The organism is Streptomyces sp. MP131-18 (assembly GCF_001984575.1).
GTDB lineage: Bacteria > Actinomycetota > Actinomycetes > Streptomycetales > Streptomycetaceae > Streptomyces > Streptomyces johnsoniae.
Genome location: NZ_LZNS01000001.1, coordinates 3,072,003 through 3,084,410, shown reverse-complemented (window position 1 = coordinate 3,084,410; position 12,408 = coordinate 3,072,003). Strand labels below are relative to the sequence as shown.

The 12,408-nt window shown below is 73.1% G+C and carries 14 protein-coding genes; 10 read left to right on the top strand and 4 right to left on the bottom strand.

Translation table 11 applies throughout. The features are described from left to right. Positions 1 to 50: 50 nt before the first annotated feature. Positions 51 to 647 (bottom strand): hypothetical protein, encoded by a 597-nt coding sequence (locus STBA_RS13635; RefSeq protein WP_077059508.1) that lies wholly within the window; start codon positions 645 to 647, stop codon positions 51 to 53. Positions 648 to 744: 97 nt separating this feature from the next. Here STBA_RS13635 and tsaB point away from each other — a divergent pair, with 97 nt between their 5' ends. The 4 genes from tsaB to STBA_RS13615 are packed head-to-tail and all read left to right on the top strand — an operon-like array spanning position 745 to position 3,221. After that, entirely contained in the window at positions 745 to 1,404 is a 660-nt protein-coding gene (gene tsaB / locus STBA_RS13630) for a tRNA (adenosine(37)-N6)-threonylcarbamoyltransferase complex dimerization subunit type 1 TsaB (protein WP_077059507.1), read from the top strand. After that, positions 1,401 to 1,931 carry a ribosomal protein S18-alanine N-acetyltransferase gene (gene rimI, locus STBA_RS13625; protein ID WP_077059506.1) on the top strand — a complete coding sequence of 177 codons (531 nt, stop codon included), beginning with the start codon at positions 1,401 to 1,403 and terminating at the stop codon, positions 1,929 to 1,931. Before tsaB ends, rimI begins: the two co-directional genes overlap by 4 nt. Continuing rightward, complete coding sequence (gene tsaD, locus STBA_RS13620; RefSeq protein WP_077059505.1) at positions 1,924 to 2,976, top strand: tRNA (adenosine(37)-N6)-threonylcarbamoyltransferase complex transferase subunit TsaD; 1,053 nt, start codon at positions 1,924 to 1,926, stop codon at positions 2,974 to 2,976. The genes rimI and tsaD overlap by 8 nt, the downstream gene beginning before the upstream one ends. Next, positions 2,973 to 3,221, top strand: coding sequence for a hypothetical protein (locus STBA_RS13615; RefSeq protein ID WP_077059504.1), 249 nt, complete (start codon positions 2,973 to 2,975; stop codon positions 3,219 to 3,221). The genes tsaD and STBA_RS13615 overlap by 4 nt, the downstream gene beginning before the upstream one ends. 31 nt (positions 3,222 to 3,252) lie before the next feature. Here the strand turns inward: STBA_RS13615 and STBA_RS13610 are convergent, their stop codons facing one another. Then, the gene (locus STBA_RS13610) at positions 3,253 to 4,443 is read right to left on the bottom strand and encodes a class I SAM-dependent methyltransferase (RefSeq protein WP_077059503.1); all 1,191 of its coding nucleotides are present in this window, start codon (positions 4,441 to 4,443) and stop codon (positions 3,253 to 3,255) included. Between the two features lie 114 nt (positions 4,444 to 4,557). Between STBA_RS13610 and STBA_RS13605 the strand changes: the two genes are divergently transcribed. The 3 genes from STBA_RS13605 (at position 4,558) to groL (ending at position 7,837) form a co-directional block, all read left to right on the top strand. Then, positions 4,558 to 5,508 (top strand): polysaccharide deacetylase family protein, encoded by a 951-nt coding sequence (locus tag STBA_RS13605; RefSeq protein ID WP_253194712.1) that lies wholly within the window; start codon positions 4,558 to 4,560, stop codon positions 5,506 to 5,508. 299 nt (positions 5,509 to 5,807) lie between these two features. Continuing rightward, positions 5,808 to 6,116, top strand: a complete 309-nt coding sequence (gene groES / locus STBA_RS13600) for a co-chaperone GroES (protein WP_077059501.1) — start codon at positions 5,808 to 5,810, stop codon at positions 6,114 to 6,116. Between the two features lie 95 nt (positions 6,117 to 6,211). Continuing rightward, positions 6,212 to 7,837, top strand: coding sequence for a chaperonin GroEL (gene groL / locus STBA_RS13595; protein ID WP_077059500.1), 1,626 nt, complete (start codon positions 6,212 to 6,214; stop codon positions 7,835 to 7,837). Between the two features lie 99 nt (positions 7,838 to 7,936). On the opposite strand, the gene STBA_RS13590 is transcribed toward groL, so the two are convergent. After that, complete coding sequence (locus tag STBA_RS13590) at positions 7,937 to 8,722, bottom strand: SDR family oxidoreductase (RefSeq protein ID WP_077059499.1); 786 nt, start codon at positions 8,720 to 8,722, stop codon at positions 7,937 to 7,939. A gap of 19 nt (positions 8,723 to 8,741) precedes the next feature. Then, the gene (locus STBA_RS13585) at positions 8,742 to 9,059 is read right to left on the bottom strand and encodes a WhiB family transcriptional regulator (RefSeq protein WP_077059498.1); all 318 of its coding nucleotides are present in this window, start codon (positions 9,057 to 9,059) and stop codon (positions 8,742 to 8,744) included. Between the two features lie 317 nt (positions 9,060 to 9,376). On the opposite strand from STBA_RS13585, the gene STBA_RS13580 reads away from it, so the two are divergent. The 3 genes from STBA_RS13580 to guaB all read left to right on the top strand — a co-directional run bounded on the left by STBA_RS13580 (position 9,377) and on the right by guaB (position 12,384). Then, positions 9,377 to 9,988 (top strand): response regulator transcription factor, encoded by a 612-nt coding sequence (locus STBA_RS13580; RefSeq protein WP_019431595.1) that lies wholly within the window; start codon positions 9,377 to 9,379, stop codon positions 9,986 to 9,988. A gap of 255 nt (positions 9,989 to 10,243) precedes the next feature. Continuing rightward, on the top strand, positions 10,244 to 10,819 hold the full coding sequence (shbA, locus tag STBA_RS13575) for an RNA polymerase sigma factor ShbA (RefSeq protein ID WP_107485046.1): 576 nt from the start codon (positions 10,244 to 10,246) through the stop codon (positions 10,817 to 10,819). Positions 10,820 to 10,878: 59 nt separating this feature from the next. Next, entirely contained in the window at positions 10,879 to 12,384 is a 1,506-nt protein-coding gene (guaB, locus tag STBA_RS13570; RefSeq protein ID WP_077059496.1) for an IMP dehydrogenase, read from the top strand. Positions 12,385 to 12,408: the final 24 nt, after the last annotated feature.

Genomic DNA, 12,408 nt, shown 5'->3' with positions numbered 1-12,408 from the left:
CGCCGGTCCGCCGGCAGCCACGCCCGCAGCCACGCCCGTCGTCGACGCGTTCAGGGGACGACGATCACCGGGATGCCGGCGGTGGCGAACAGCCACATCGTGTCCCCGTCCTCCCGCGTCTGCCGGAGGGCGCCCGTGCGCTGGCTCGACTCCGGGTCGGGTGTCGAGCCGTCCAGCGCGGCGGAGAAGCCGAACGCGATACCGTCCGCGTCCTGGTGGAAGCCGACGGTGTGCTCGGTCGGGACCCCGTCGGAGCCGCTGCCCTGCGCGGTCCGCCACTCCACGGCGTACTCGCCGGGCGGCGGGGTCACCGAGCTGGGGAACACCTCGTAGGTGTCGGCGACGACCTCTCCCGTTCCGTCCTCGCTCAGGTCGACCAGCCACACCCGCCGCTGCTCCACGGAGTAGACGACGCGCTTGCCGGTGCCGGACTCGGCGGGCACCGGCGGCGGGCCTTCTGACGGGTCCGCCTGCTCCCCGCCCCCTTCGCCCGAGGGGGACGCCGACTGGGAGGGCGCCCCGCCGTTCCCCGGGCGGTCGTCCGCCGCGGATGCCTGGTAGGCGAAGAAGGCGACGACGGCGATCGCGGCAGCCGTCAGCAGGGTGACGAAGGCGCCGGAATGGGAGCCAGAGGTATGCCGCGCCACTGTTCTGCCGCCGCCTTTCACGGAAACCCGCCCGAGAGTCCAGAGGGCGACGGTACCAGGGACGCCGGCGCCTCCCGGGGAGCTTTAGGCTTGCTGCGTGCTGCTGCTCGCCCTGGACACCGCCACCCCCGCCGTCACCGTTGCGCTCCACGACGGGACCGGGGTGCTCGCCGCCGCCGAGGAGACCGACGCCCGCAGGCACGGGGAGCTGCTGCTCCCCGCCGTGGACCGGGTGCTCGCCGCGGCCGGCCGGAGCCTCGGCGAGGTGACGGCCATCGTCGTCGGCACCGGCCCGGGACCGTACACGGGGCTGCGCGTCGGCCTGGCCACCGCCGCGGCGTTCGGGGCCGCGCGCGGCCTGCCCGTGCACGGTCTGTGCACGCTGGACGGCATCGCCTGGGCCACGGGCCTGACCGAGCCGTTCCTGGTGGCCACCGACGCGCGGCGCAAGGAGGTCTACTGGGCGCGGTACGCCGACGCCCGCACCCGCGTGGCCGGTCCCGCGGTCGGCCGGCCCGCGGACGTCGCGGCCGGGGCGGCGGGGCTGCCGGCCGTGGGGGCGGGCGCGCTGCTGTACCGGGAGGCGTTCCCCGGCGCCCGGGAGGACCTGCCGCGGCACGCCTCGGCGGCGGCGCTCGCCGGGCTCGCGGCGGAGCTGATGGCCGCCGGGCAGCCGCTCCAGGAGCCGGTCCCGCGCTACCTGCGCCGCCCGGACGCGCGGGTGCCCGCCGGGTACAAGGCGGTCACGCGGGCATGACGGACGCGGAAGGGCCCGCGCTCCGCGAGATGCGCTGGTGGGACATTCCGGGCGTGCTGGCGCTGGAGAAGGAGCTGTTCCCCCAGGACGCCTGGTCGGAGGCCACCTACTGGGCCGAGCTGGCCCAGGCCCGCGGGCCCGGGCGGCGGCGCCTCTACCTGGTCGCGGAGTCGGACGGCACGCTCGTCGGCTATGCGGGCCTCGGCGTCGCGGGGGACACCGGCGAGGTCATGACCATCGGGGTCACCGCGGGCCGGCAGGGCGCCGGGCTCGGCGCCCGGCTGCTGGGCGCGCTGCTCGGCGCGGCGGCCGGCCCGTTCACCTGCCGCGAGGTGCTGCTGGAGGTGCGCGTCGACAACCGGCCCGCCAGGCGCCTGTACCAGCGGTTCGGGTTCACCAGGGTCGGCGTCCGCCGCGGCTACTACCAGCCGGGGAACCACGACGCCCTGGTCATGCGGCGCGAACTGCCCGCGGGCGGCGCCCTGGCGAAGGAAGCAACGGAAGGGGAAGCGGGAACGCATGGCTGACGAACCGCTCGTGCTCGGCATCGAGACGTCCTGCGACGAGACGGGGGTCGGCATCGTCCGTGGCCATACGCTGCTCGCCGACGCCGTCGCCTCCAGCGTGGACGACCACGCCCGCTACGGGGGCGTCGTTCCGGAGATCGCCAGCAGGGCGCACCTGGAGGCGATGGTTCCCACGATCGAACGGGCGCTGAAGGAGGCCGGCGTCACCGCGTCCGACCTCGACGCCGTCGCCGTCACCGCCGGGCCCGGACTCGCGGGCGCACTGCTGGTCGGGGTCTCGGCGGCCAAGGCGTACGCCTACGCCCTGGGCAAGCCGCTGTACGGCGTGAACCACCTGGCCTCGCACGTGTGCGTGGACCAGCTCGAACACGGGCCGCTGCCCGAGCCGACCATGGCGCTGCTGGTTTCCGGCGGCCACTCCTCGCTGCTGCTCGCCCCGGACATCACGGCGGATGTCAGGCCGCTGGGCACGACGATCGACGATGCGGCGGGTGAGGCGTTCGACAAGATCGCCCGGGTGCTCGGCCTCGGCTTCCCGGGCGGCCCGGTCATCGACCGGCTCGCGCGCGAGGGCGACCGGGACGCGGTCCGTTTCCCTCGCGGGCTGACCGGGCCGCGGGACGCGCCCTACGACTTCTCGTTCTCCGGCCTGAAGACGGCGGTGGCCCGCTGGGTCGAGGCGCGGCGGAACGCGGGCGAGGACGTGCCGGTGGCGGACGTGGCCGCCTCGTTCCAGGAGGCCGTCACCGACGTGCTGACGCGCAAGGCCGTCCGGGCCTGCCGCGAGGAGGGCGTGGACCACCTGATGATCGGCGGCGGCGTCGCCGCGAACTCGCGGCTGCGCGCCATGGCCGAGGAACGGTGCGCCGCGGCCGGTATCACGCTGCGGGTGCCGCGTCCCGGCCTGTGCACGGACAACGGCGCGATGGTCGCCGCGCTGGGCGCCGAGATGGCCGCCCGCGGCCGGGAGCCCTCCGCGCTCGGCCTGCCCGCCGACTCGTCGCTGCCGGTGACGGAGCCCCACGTGCCGGGCGGCCGTCCGTGACCGTGGCGCTGATGTGGGAGGCGCGGGCGGCCGAGGGGCGCGGCGCGGAGCTGCTGGCCTGGGTGCGCGCCCAGCGGCCGGCGCGCGCCCCGCTGCGCCGGGAGACGTTCACCGCGCCCGGGGACCGGGTGCTGGTCATCACCTGGTGGCCCGCCGGAGCCGAGGGGGACCCGTTGTCCGAGCCGCCGCGGGAGCTGCTGCACCGGCCGGTGCACCGCTGGCGGTTCACGCAGGTGCCCGACTGAACGGCGCCCGCCGGAGTGGTCAGGGCAGGGCCTACGGCCCCGCGGGGCGGCCGATCAGCACGGTGGGTGCTTCCGCGATGCGGGTGAGGAACACGGTGGCCGCGGCCGGGCCGCGGGGCTTCAGGCGGCCGCGCAGCTCCTCGGGGGTGACCGCGAAGCCGCGCTTCTTGACGGTGAGGGTGCCGACGTTCCGCTCGCGCAGGAGGGCGCGCAGCCGTTTCACGTTGAACGGCAGCACGTCGGTGATCGCGTAGGCCGTGGCGAACGGGGTGGGGCACAGCGTGTCGGCCGTGACGTAGGCGATGTGCGGGTCGAGCAGGCGGCCTTCGACGTGCTCGGCGACGTCCGCGACGAGGCCGGCCCTGATGACCGCGCCGTCGGGCTCGTAGAGGTAGCGGCCCGGCGGCCCGGCCGGTGCGGGGCGCGCGGTGCCGGTGAGGCTGTCGCCGCCGGGCAGCAGCGTGGCGCGGCGGGGGGCGGCAGGTCCGGTGCCGAACCACAGCACGGCCTCCTTCACGTCGCCGCGGTAGGAGACCCACTCCGCCTCGGCGTCGCCGGGGATCGCCTCGTGCGGCACGCCCGGTGCGATCTTCAGCACGGCGTGCGGCAGCCGTTCGGCCAGCCCGACGGCCCAGGACAGCGGGGGCGAGTACGCCTCGGGCGCGAAGATCCGGCCGCCGCCGGTCCTCCGGCGCGCGGGGTCGACGAACGCGCCGTCGCAGCCGGAGACGTCGACGTCCTCGACGGCGGCGCAGCGCACGGTGATGCGGTCGGCGAGGCCGAGCGCCGCGGCGTTGGCTTCCGCGGCGGCGCAGGCCAGCGGGGAGCGGTCGACGGCGAGCACGCTCAGCCCTGCCCTGGCCAGGGCGATGGCGTCGCCGCCGATGCCGCAGCACAGATCGGCCACGCGCCGGACGCCGAGCGCGGCGAAGCGGCGGGCCCGCCAGGCGGCGACCGGGGCGCGGGTGGCCTGCTCGACGCCGTCGGGCGTGAAGTACATCTCCGCGGCCTCGGGCCCGAATTTCGCCGCGGCGCGGTCCCGCAGGCGGGCCTGTCCGATGGCCGCGGAGACCAGGTCGGCCGGGTGGGTGCGGCGCAGGCGGGTGGCGGCGGCCAGCTCGTCGCCGGGCGCGAGCCCTCCGAGGTCGTCGAGCAGGCGCCGTCCCGGGTCGGTCAGCAGGGCGCGGAAGGCGTCGAGTTCGGTTGCGGCCACACGGGTCATTCTCCCCGCCGGCGCGGAACGGCGTGCGCGGGTCCGGCGGTGGGGGTGGCAGCATCCCGAGCCATGAAGATTATCCGACAAGTAGGGCAAAAGGATTGTCGGGTTGGGCGGGGAGTGCGACGCTACGGCACCCTCGGCGGCGCGGCGATGCTCGCCCTCGTCTGCTCGGGGGCCGGCCTGCCCCCGTATCTCCTGCCCGGAGCGGAGGAGCCGGTGTCGCACCTCGCGTCCACCGTGGACGCCAACCCGCCGGGCGCGCTCGGCGCGCGCACGGTCCTCGGCCTCCCGCGGCACCTCCGGGCACAGGCCGTCGCCGACGCCACCGCGGCCTACGCCAAGCGGCTCGAACGGGCCGAGGCGCGGCGCGTCGTCGCCGCAAAACGCTGGGGACTGCGCCGCGCGCCGCTGCGCGCCCCCGCACCCCCGGCGCACAAGCCGAAGCTCGCCACCGAACCCGGCCACCTGTCGGGGCCCGGGCTGCCGCCGGTCGTCGTCCGGGCCCCCACCGAGGACAAGGTCGTCTTCCTCACCATTGACGACGGCGCGGACAAGGACCCGAAGCTGCTGGACATGCTGCGCGAACTCGACGTGCCCTACAGCAGCTTCCTCACCGACTACGTCGCGCGCGACGACTACGGCTACTTCCGCAGGGCCCACCGGAACGGCTCCGGTGTGCACAACCACACCGTGACCCACCCGGAGCTGCCCCGGCTGTCCTACCGGCAGCAGCGCGCCGAGATCTGCCGCCAGCAGGACAACCTGGAACGGGAGATCGGCGAGCGCCCCGTCCTCTTCCGGCCGCCCTACGGCGCCTACGACCGTGACACGCTGCGCGCGGCCGCGTCCTGCGGGGTGACGGCGGTGCCGCTGTGGGCGGAGGAGGCGTTCCCCGACCGCATCGAGTGGGGGCGCGCCGACCGGAAGTTCCACCCCGGGGACATCATCCTCACCCACTTCCGCGGCCCGGGGGAGTGGGACGGCACCATGACCGACATGGTGCGGCGGGTGCTCGCCACCGCGACCGAGCAGGGCTTCGCCCTCGCCCGGCTGGAGGACTACCTCTAGGAGCTTTCGCTCAACGCGCCGGGCGGCGCGATCCGCGGGCCGCGTCCCGACGGCCAACCGGCCCCGGACGGGGGGCGTTTCACCGGCGCGCGCGCCCCCTCGCGCCACCGCCCACCAGGGGAACTGGCACTCTAGTTGACTGAGTGCTAACCGACGCATAGTCTCGATGCTGGCACTCTCACTGCGGGAGTGCCAGACATTGCGCGACAGGTTGATCCGGCACCCGCGACGACGGGTCCACCACGTCGCCGTCCAGCCATAGAAGACCCCGTGAGATCTCCGAAGGGGGAGGTCGGATCGTGACGACCGCCAGCTCCAAGGTTGCCATCAAGCCGCTTGAGGACCGCATTGTGGTCCAGCCGCTCGACGCCGAGCAGACCACGGCCTCGGGCCTGGTCATTCCCGACACGGCCAAGGAGAAGCCCCAGGAGGGCACCGTCCTGGCCGTCGGCCCCGGCCGCTTCGAGGACGGCAACCGCCTGCCGCTCGACGTCAAGGTCGGCGACATCGTTCTGTACAGCAAGTACGGCGGCACCGAGGTGAAGTACAACAACGAGGAATACCTCGTCCTCTCCGCTCGCGACGTGCTCGCGATCATCGAGAAGTGATCGCACCGCGCCCCTGGGTCCACGGCTGACGCAGCCGTTCACGGCCCGGGGCGCGGTTTCGTTTTCCCCGAGGAACGCAAGGGACATCCACACCCATGGCGAAGATCCTGAAGTTTGACGAGGACGCCCGGCGCGCCCTCGAACGCGGCGTGAACCAGCTTGCCGACGCGGTCAAGGTGACCATCGGTCCCCGCGGCCGGAATGTCGTGATCGACAAGAAGTTCGGCGCGCCGACCATCACCAACGACGGTGTCACCATCGCGCGCGAGGTCGAGTCCGAGGACCCGTACGAAAACCTGGGCGCGCAGCTGGTGAAGGAGGTGGCGACCAAGACCAACGACATCGCTGGTGACGGCACCACCACCGCCACCGTGCTGGCGCAGGCGCTCGTCCGCGAGGGTCTGCGCAACGTGGCCGCCGGTGCCTCCCCCTCCGGCCTCAAGCGCGGCATCGACGCCGCCGTGGAGGCCGTCGCCGACGACCTGCGCGCCAGCGCCCGGCCCATCGACTCCAAGGAGGACATCGCCGCCGTCGCCGCGCTGTCCGCCCAGGAGAAGCAGGTCGGAGAGCTGATCGCCGAGGCCATGGACAAGGTCGGCAAGGACGGTGTCATCACCGTCGAGGAATCCCAGACCTTCGGCCTCGACCTCGACTTCACCGAGGGCATGGCCTTCGACAAGGGCTACCTCTCGCACTACATGGTGACCGACCAGGAGCGCATGGAGGCCGTCCTCGACGACCCCTACATCCTGATCCACCAGGGCAAGATCGGCTCCATCCAGGACCTGCTCCCGCTGCTGGAGAAGATCATGCAGGCCGGCGGCTCCCGGCCGCTGCTGATCGTCGCCGAGGACGTGGAGGGCGAGGCGCTGTCCACCCTCGTCGTCAACAAGATCCGCGGCACGTTCAACTCGGTGGCCGTCAAGGCCCCCGGCTTCGGCGACCGCCGCAAGGCGATGCTCGGCGACATGGCCACCCTCACCGGCGGCACCGTGATCTCCGAAGAGGTCGGCCTCAAGCTCGACCAGGCCGGTCTCGACGTGCTGGGCACCGCGCGCCGCGTGACCATCACCAAGGACGACACCACCATCGTCGACGGCGCGGGCAAGGCGGCCGACATCGAGGGCCGGGTCGCGCAGATCCGCGCCGAGATCGAGGCCACCGACTCCGACTGGGACCGGGAGAAGCTCCAGGAGCGGCTGGCCAAGCTGGCCGGCGGCGTGTGCGTCATCCGGGTCGGCGCCGCCACCGAGGTGGAGCTGAAGGAGAAGAAGCACCGCCTGGAGGACGCCATCTCCGCCACCCGTGCGGCCGTCGAGGAGGGCATCGTCCCCGGCGGTGGCGCCTCGCTGGTCCACTCGGCCAAGGTGCTCGACGGCGGCCTCGGCAAGACCGGCGACGAGGCCACCGGCGTGGCCATCGTGCGCCGTGCCGCGGTCGAGCCGCTGCGCTGGATCGCCGAGAACGCGGGCCTCGAAGGCTACGTGATCACCGCCAAGGTGGCCGAGCTGGACAAGGGCCAGGGCTTCAATGCGGCCACCGGGACCTACGGCGACCTGGTCGGCGACGGCGTGATCGACCCGGTGAAGGTGACCCGTTCCGCGCTGCAGAACGCGGCCTCCATCGCCTCCCTGCTGCTCACCACCGAGACCCTGGTGGTGGAGAAGAAGGAAGAGGAGCCGGAGCAGTCCGGCGGGCACGGCCACGGCCACGCCCACTGACGCGGTCGCGCACGACCCCGCGGGCCTCCGGCCCGCCGCCCTGAGCACGGGCGGCGGCCGGGGGCCCGCCGCCGTCCCCGCTCCCGTTCCCCGGCCGGCTCACTGCCCGCCGTGCCGCGGCCCGTACTTGCGGCCCGCCCGGGACGACAGGCCGCCGAGCGCGCCGCGCGGCGCCAGCCGGGCCGCGCCCATCAGCACCTTGTACCGCGGATCGGGAATGCACACCGTCCGCCGTCTGGCCAGATCCCGCAGTGCCGCGTCCACCACCCGGTCCGCGTCCAGCCACATCCAGCCCGGGATGTTGTCCGTCCCGAGCCCCGCCCGCTGGTGGAAGTCGGTGCGCACGAATCCGGGGCACAGCGCCATCAGCCGCACGCCGTCGGCCGCGAGGTCCCGGGCCGCGCCCTCCGTGAACTGCACCACCCACGCCTTGGACGCCCCGTAGGTACCGCGCGGCAGGAACGCGGCCACCGACGCCACGTTCACCACGCCGCCCCGGCCGCGCCGCCGCATCGGCTCCGCGGCGGCCGAGGTCAGCCGCAGCACCGCCTCGCAGTGGACCTTGAGCATCCGCAGTTCGTCGGCCACGGGCACGTCCAGGTAGCTGCCCCGCTGCCCGAAGCCGGCGTTGTTGATCAGCAGGTCGACCGGGTGCGCCCGCTCGGACAACCGCGCTTCGACCGCGGCGATGCCCTCGTCGGTCGACAGGTCCGCCCGCAGCACGGCGGCCTCGATCCCGTGCCGGTCGTGCAGTTCGGCGGCCTGGTGTCCCAGCGCCTGTGCGTCACGGGCCACCAGCACCAGGTCGTGCCGGTCACGGGCCAGCCGGCGGGCGAACGCGGCGCCGATCCCCGACGTCGCTCCGGTCACCAATGCAGTTGTCATACGAAGACCGTAGTGGGCGCTATCCGCGGGCGTGCGGCGCGTTCGCGTTCACCAGATCGCGGCGTGCGCGGCCGAGCAGCTCCTCGCGCTCGTCCTCGGTCAGGCCGCCCCAGACGCCGTACGGCTCGCGCACCGACAGCGCGTGCGCGGCGCACTCGGCGCGCACCGGGCAGCGCATGCACACTTCCTTCGCCGCTTCTTCGCGGGAGCTGCGCGCCGCTCCGCGCTCCCCCTCGGGATGGAAGAACAGTGAGCTGTCCACGCCCCGGCATGCGGCCAGCAGTTGCCAGTCCCACAGGTCGGCGTTGGGGCCAGGAAGGCGGGAGAAATCTGCCATGACAGTGTCCCATCGTCATCGAGGCTGAGGAAGGGGATGTAAATATGACTACCAGCTGAATATATATCTATGCACTCCAAGTCGGGCGATAAGGTCTAAAAAGGGCAAAAACGAATGTTCGGCGTGTTTGGCTGAGCGCGGCGGTGGCGTGACGGGCCGGTCACGTACAGTGCTGCTGCTGTGAGGTTGGAGGCCGTAACTCTTTCGGGTGACCGTCGTTGAGAGGGCGGAGGCGGTTGACACGGCTTGTCAATCGCACAGGTGACGACACACGACTGCCTGGAGGCTCAAGTGCGCATCAGCTGCGGAGGGCGACCATGACTTCCGTCCTTGTCTGCGACGACTCCCCGCTCGCCCGGGAGGCGCTCCGCCGCGCGGTCGCGACCGTGCCCGGCGTTGAGCGGGTCACTACGGCCGCCAACGGCGAGGAGGTCCTGCGCCGCTGGGGTGCCGACCGTTCCGACCTGATTCTGATGGACGTCCGAATGCCCGGCCTCGGCGGAGTGGAAACCGTGCGGCGGCTTCTTTCCGCGGACCCCGGCGCCCGCATCATCATGCTCACCGTCGCCGAGGACCTGGACGGCGTGGCGCTCGCCGTGGCCGCGGGGGCGCGCGGCTATCTCCACAAGGACGCCTCGCGCGCGGAGCTGCGGGCCACCGTCACGCAGGCGCTCGCCGATCCGACCTGGCGGCTGGCACCGCGCCGGCTGCGTTCCTCGGACATGGGGGCGGCCCCGACGCTGACCGCCCGCGAGATCCAGGTCCTGGAGGGGATGAGCCACGGCCGGTCCAACGCCGAGATCGGCCGTGAGCTTTTTCTCTCCGAGGACACGGTCAAGACGCACGCCCGCCGGCTGTTCAAAAAGCTGGGTGCTTCGGACCGCGCGCACGCCGTTGCCCTGGGGTTCCGGTGGGGGCTGGTGCGCTGAGCGACGCGACCGGACGGGGACGCGGCCACGAGTCGGCACCCCGTCCGGTGAGGAGCGGTGACCCAAAAGGATCGCGGGTGCCGCATCCTTGAGAGTATGACGCTCCTTGGGGACGAGTCGGCCAGGTGCGAGGGGAGGGCCCGGGACATGTCGTTCGGCACTCCCGCCCACAACGCTCCCGCCGCACATAACGCTTCGGTGCACAACTCCGCCCGCGGTGGTCCGGACCCTGCGGCGACGGTGCACCATGGACCGATGCGCGATGACGAGCACACGGCGATCGGCGCCCTCGTGCATCGCGCCGCCGAGGGTGACGCGCAGGCCACGCACGACCTGCTGGCCCATGTGCACCCGCTCGCGCTGCGCTACTGCCGGATGCGTCTGGCCCGGCTGCCGGGCGAGGCGCGGCACTTCGTGGACGATCTCGCGCAGGAGGTCTGTCTCGCGGTCCTCTGCGCGCTGCCCCGCTACCGGGACACCGGGCGGCCGTTCGACGCGTTCGTCGTCGCCATCGCGCAGCACAAGGTCGCCGATCTCCAGCGTGCCGCCCTGCGTCACCCCGGCAGCACCGCGGTCCCCTCCGACCAGATGCCCGAGCGGCCGGACGACTCGCTCGGCCCGGAGGAGCGCGCCCTGCTGAGCAGCGACGCCGAGTGGGCCCGCACCCTGCTGGCCAGCCTGCCGGACCACCTGCGCGAGCTGGTGCTGCTGCGGGTCGCGGTGGGGCTGACCGCGGAGGAGACCGGCCAGAAGCTCGGGATGTCGCCGGGCGCGGTGCGGGTCGCGCAGCACCGGGCGCTGAGCAGGCTGCGGGCGCTGGCCGGGCGCTGAGCCATCCCGGTGATGGCCGTAGCATGGACCTTCATGCGGGTAGCGCGGGAAAGGCTGTCATGACTGATTACGCGGGTGAGGTGCCGGAGAAGTTCGCGGCGCTCGGGCTGACCTTCGACGATGTGCTGCTGCTGCCTGGTTCCGCGGACATGGCGCCGGGCGACATCGACACCTCCTCGCACATCTCCCGCAACGTGCGGGTGCGCGTGCCGCTGCTCTCGGCCGCGATGGACCGGGTGACCGAGGCGCGCATGGCCATCGCCATGGCCCGGCAGGGCGGCGCCGGGGTCCTCCACCGGAATCTTTCGATCGAGGAGCAGGCCGCCCAGGTCGACCGCGTGAAGCGGTCGGAGGCGGGTATGGTCACCGATCCGATCACGATCCGCCCGGACGCGACGCTGCGGGAGGCCGACGAGCTGTGCGCCCGGTTCCGCATCAGCGGTGTGCCGGTCACCGACGCGGCGGGGCGGCTGCTCGGCATCGTGACCAACCGCGACATGGCCTTCGAGCCGGACCGCAGCCGTCAGGTGCGCGAGGTCATGACGCCGATGCCGCTGGTCACCGGCCGGGTCGGGATCTCCGGTCCGGACGCCATGGAGCTGCTGCGGCGGCACAAGATCGAGAAGCTGCCGCTGGTGGACGGCGAGGGCCTGCTCAAGGGCCTGATCACCGTCAAGGACTTCGTCAAGGCCGAGCAGTATCCGAACGCGGCGAAGGACGCGGAGGGCCGGCTCATCGTCGGCGCGGCCGTCGGCGTGGCCGGTGACGCGTACGAGCGGGCCCAGGCGCTGATCGAGGCCGGGGTGGACTTCGTCGTGGTGGACATCGCGCACGGGCACTCCCGTCTCGTGCCCGATATGGCAGCGAAGATCAAGTCGAACTACGACCGGGTGGACGTCGTCGCGGGGAACGTGGCCACCAGGGACGGCGCGCAGGCGCTGGTGGACGCCGGTGTGGACGGCATCAAGGTCGGTGTCGGCCCCGGCTCCATCTGTACGACCCGGGTGGTCGCCGGGATCGGCGTGCCCCAGGTCACCGCGATCCACGAGGCGTCCCTCGCCGCGCGCGAGGCGGGCATCCCGGTCATCGGGGACGGCGGCCTCCAGTACAGCGGCGACATCGCGAAGGCGCTGGTAGCGGGCGCCGACACGGTGATGCTCGGCAGCCTCCTCGCCGGCTGCGAGGAGTCGCCCGGCGAGCTGATGTTCATCAACGGCAAGCAGTTCAAGTCCTACCGCGGCATGGGCTCGCTCGGTGCCATGCAGTCGCGCGGGGAGCAGCGTTCGTACTCGAAGGACCGTTACTTCCAGGACGAGGTGGCCGACGACGACAGGCTGGTCCCGGAGGGCATCGAGGGGCAGGTGCCCTTCCGCGGGCCGCTCGCGTCCGTGGTGCATCAGCTGGTCGGCGGCCTGCACCAGTCGATGTACTACCTCGGCGGCCGGACCGTTCCGGAGATCAAGGAGCGCGGCCGGTTCGTGCGCATCACCTCGGCGGGGCTCAAGGAGAGCCACCCGCACGACATCCAGATGACGACCGAGGCCCCGAACTACTCGCGGCGCTGACCGGCCGCGACGCAAGGAGAATCC

Excerpts from the sequence above, each read along its gene's own strand:
- groL (WP_077059500.1), top strand. The coding sequence starts at position 6,212 with ATGGCGAAGATCCTGAAGTTTGACGAGGACGCCCGGCGCGCCCTCGAA.
- STBA_RS13590 (WP_077059499.1), bottom strand. The coding sequence starts at position 8,722 with ATGACAACTGCATTGGTGACCGGAGCGACGTCGGGGATCGGCGCCGCG.
- guaB (WP_077059496.1), top strand. The coding sequence starts at position 10,879 with ATGACTGATTACGCGGGTGAGGTGCCGGAGAAGTTCGCGGCGCTCGGG.
- shbA (WP_107485046.1), top strand. The coding sequence starts at position 10,244 with ATGCGCGATGACGAGCACACGGCGATCGGCGCCCTCGTGCATCGCGCC.
- rimI (WP_077059506.1), top strand. The coding sequence starts at position 1,401 with ATGACGGACGCGGAAGGGCCCGCGCTCCGCGAGATGCGCTGGTGGGAC.
- STBA_RS13585 (WP_077059498.1), bottom strand. The coding sequence starts at position 9,059 with ATGGCAGATTTCTCCCGCCTTCCTGGCCCCAACGCCGACCTGTGGGAC.
- tsaD (WP_077059505.1), top strand. The coding sequence starts at position 1,924 with ATGGCTGACGAACCGCTCGTGCTCGGCATCGAGACGTCCTGCGACGAG.
- STBA_RS13610 (WP_077059503.1), bottom strand. The coding sequence starts at position 4,443 with ATGACCCGTGTGGCCGCAACCGAACTCGACGCCTTCCGCGCCCTGCTG.
- STBA_RS13580 (WP_019431595.1), top strand. The coding sequence starts at position 9,377 with ATGACTTCCGTCCTTGTCTGCGACGACTCCCCGCTCGCCCGGGAGGCG.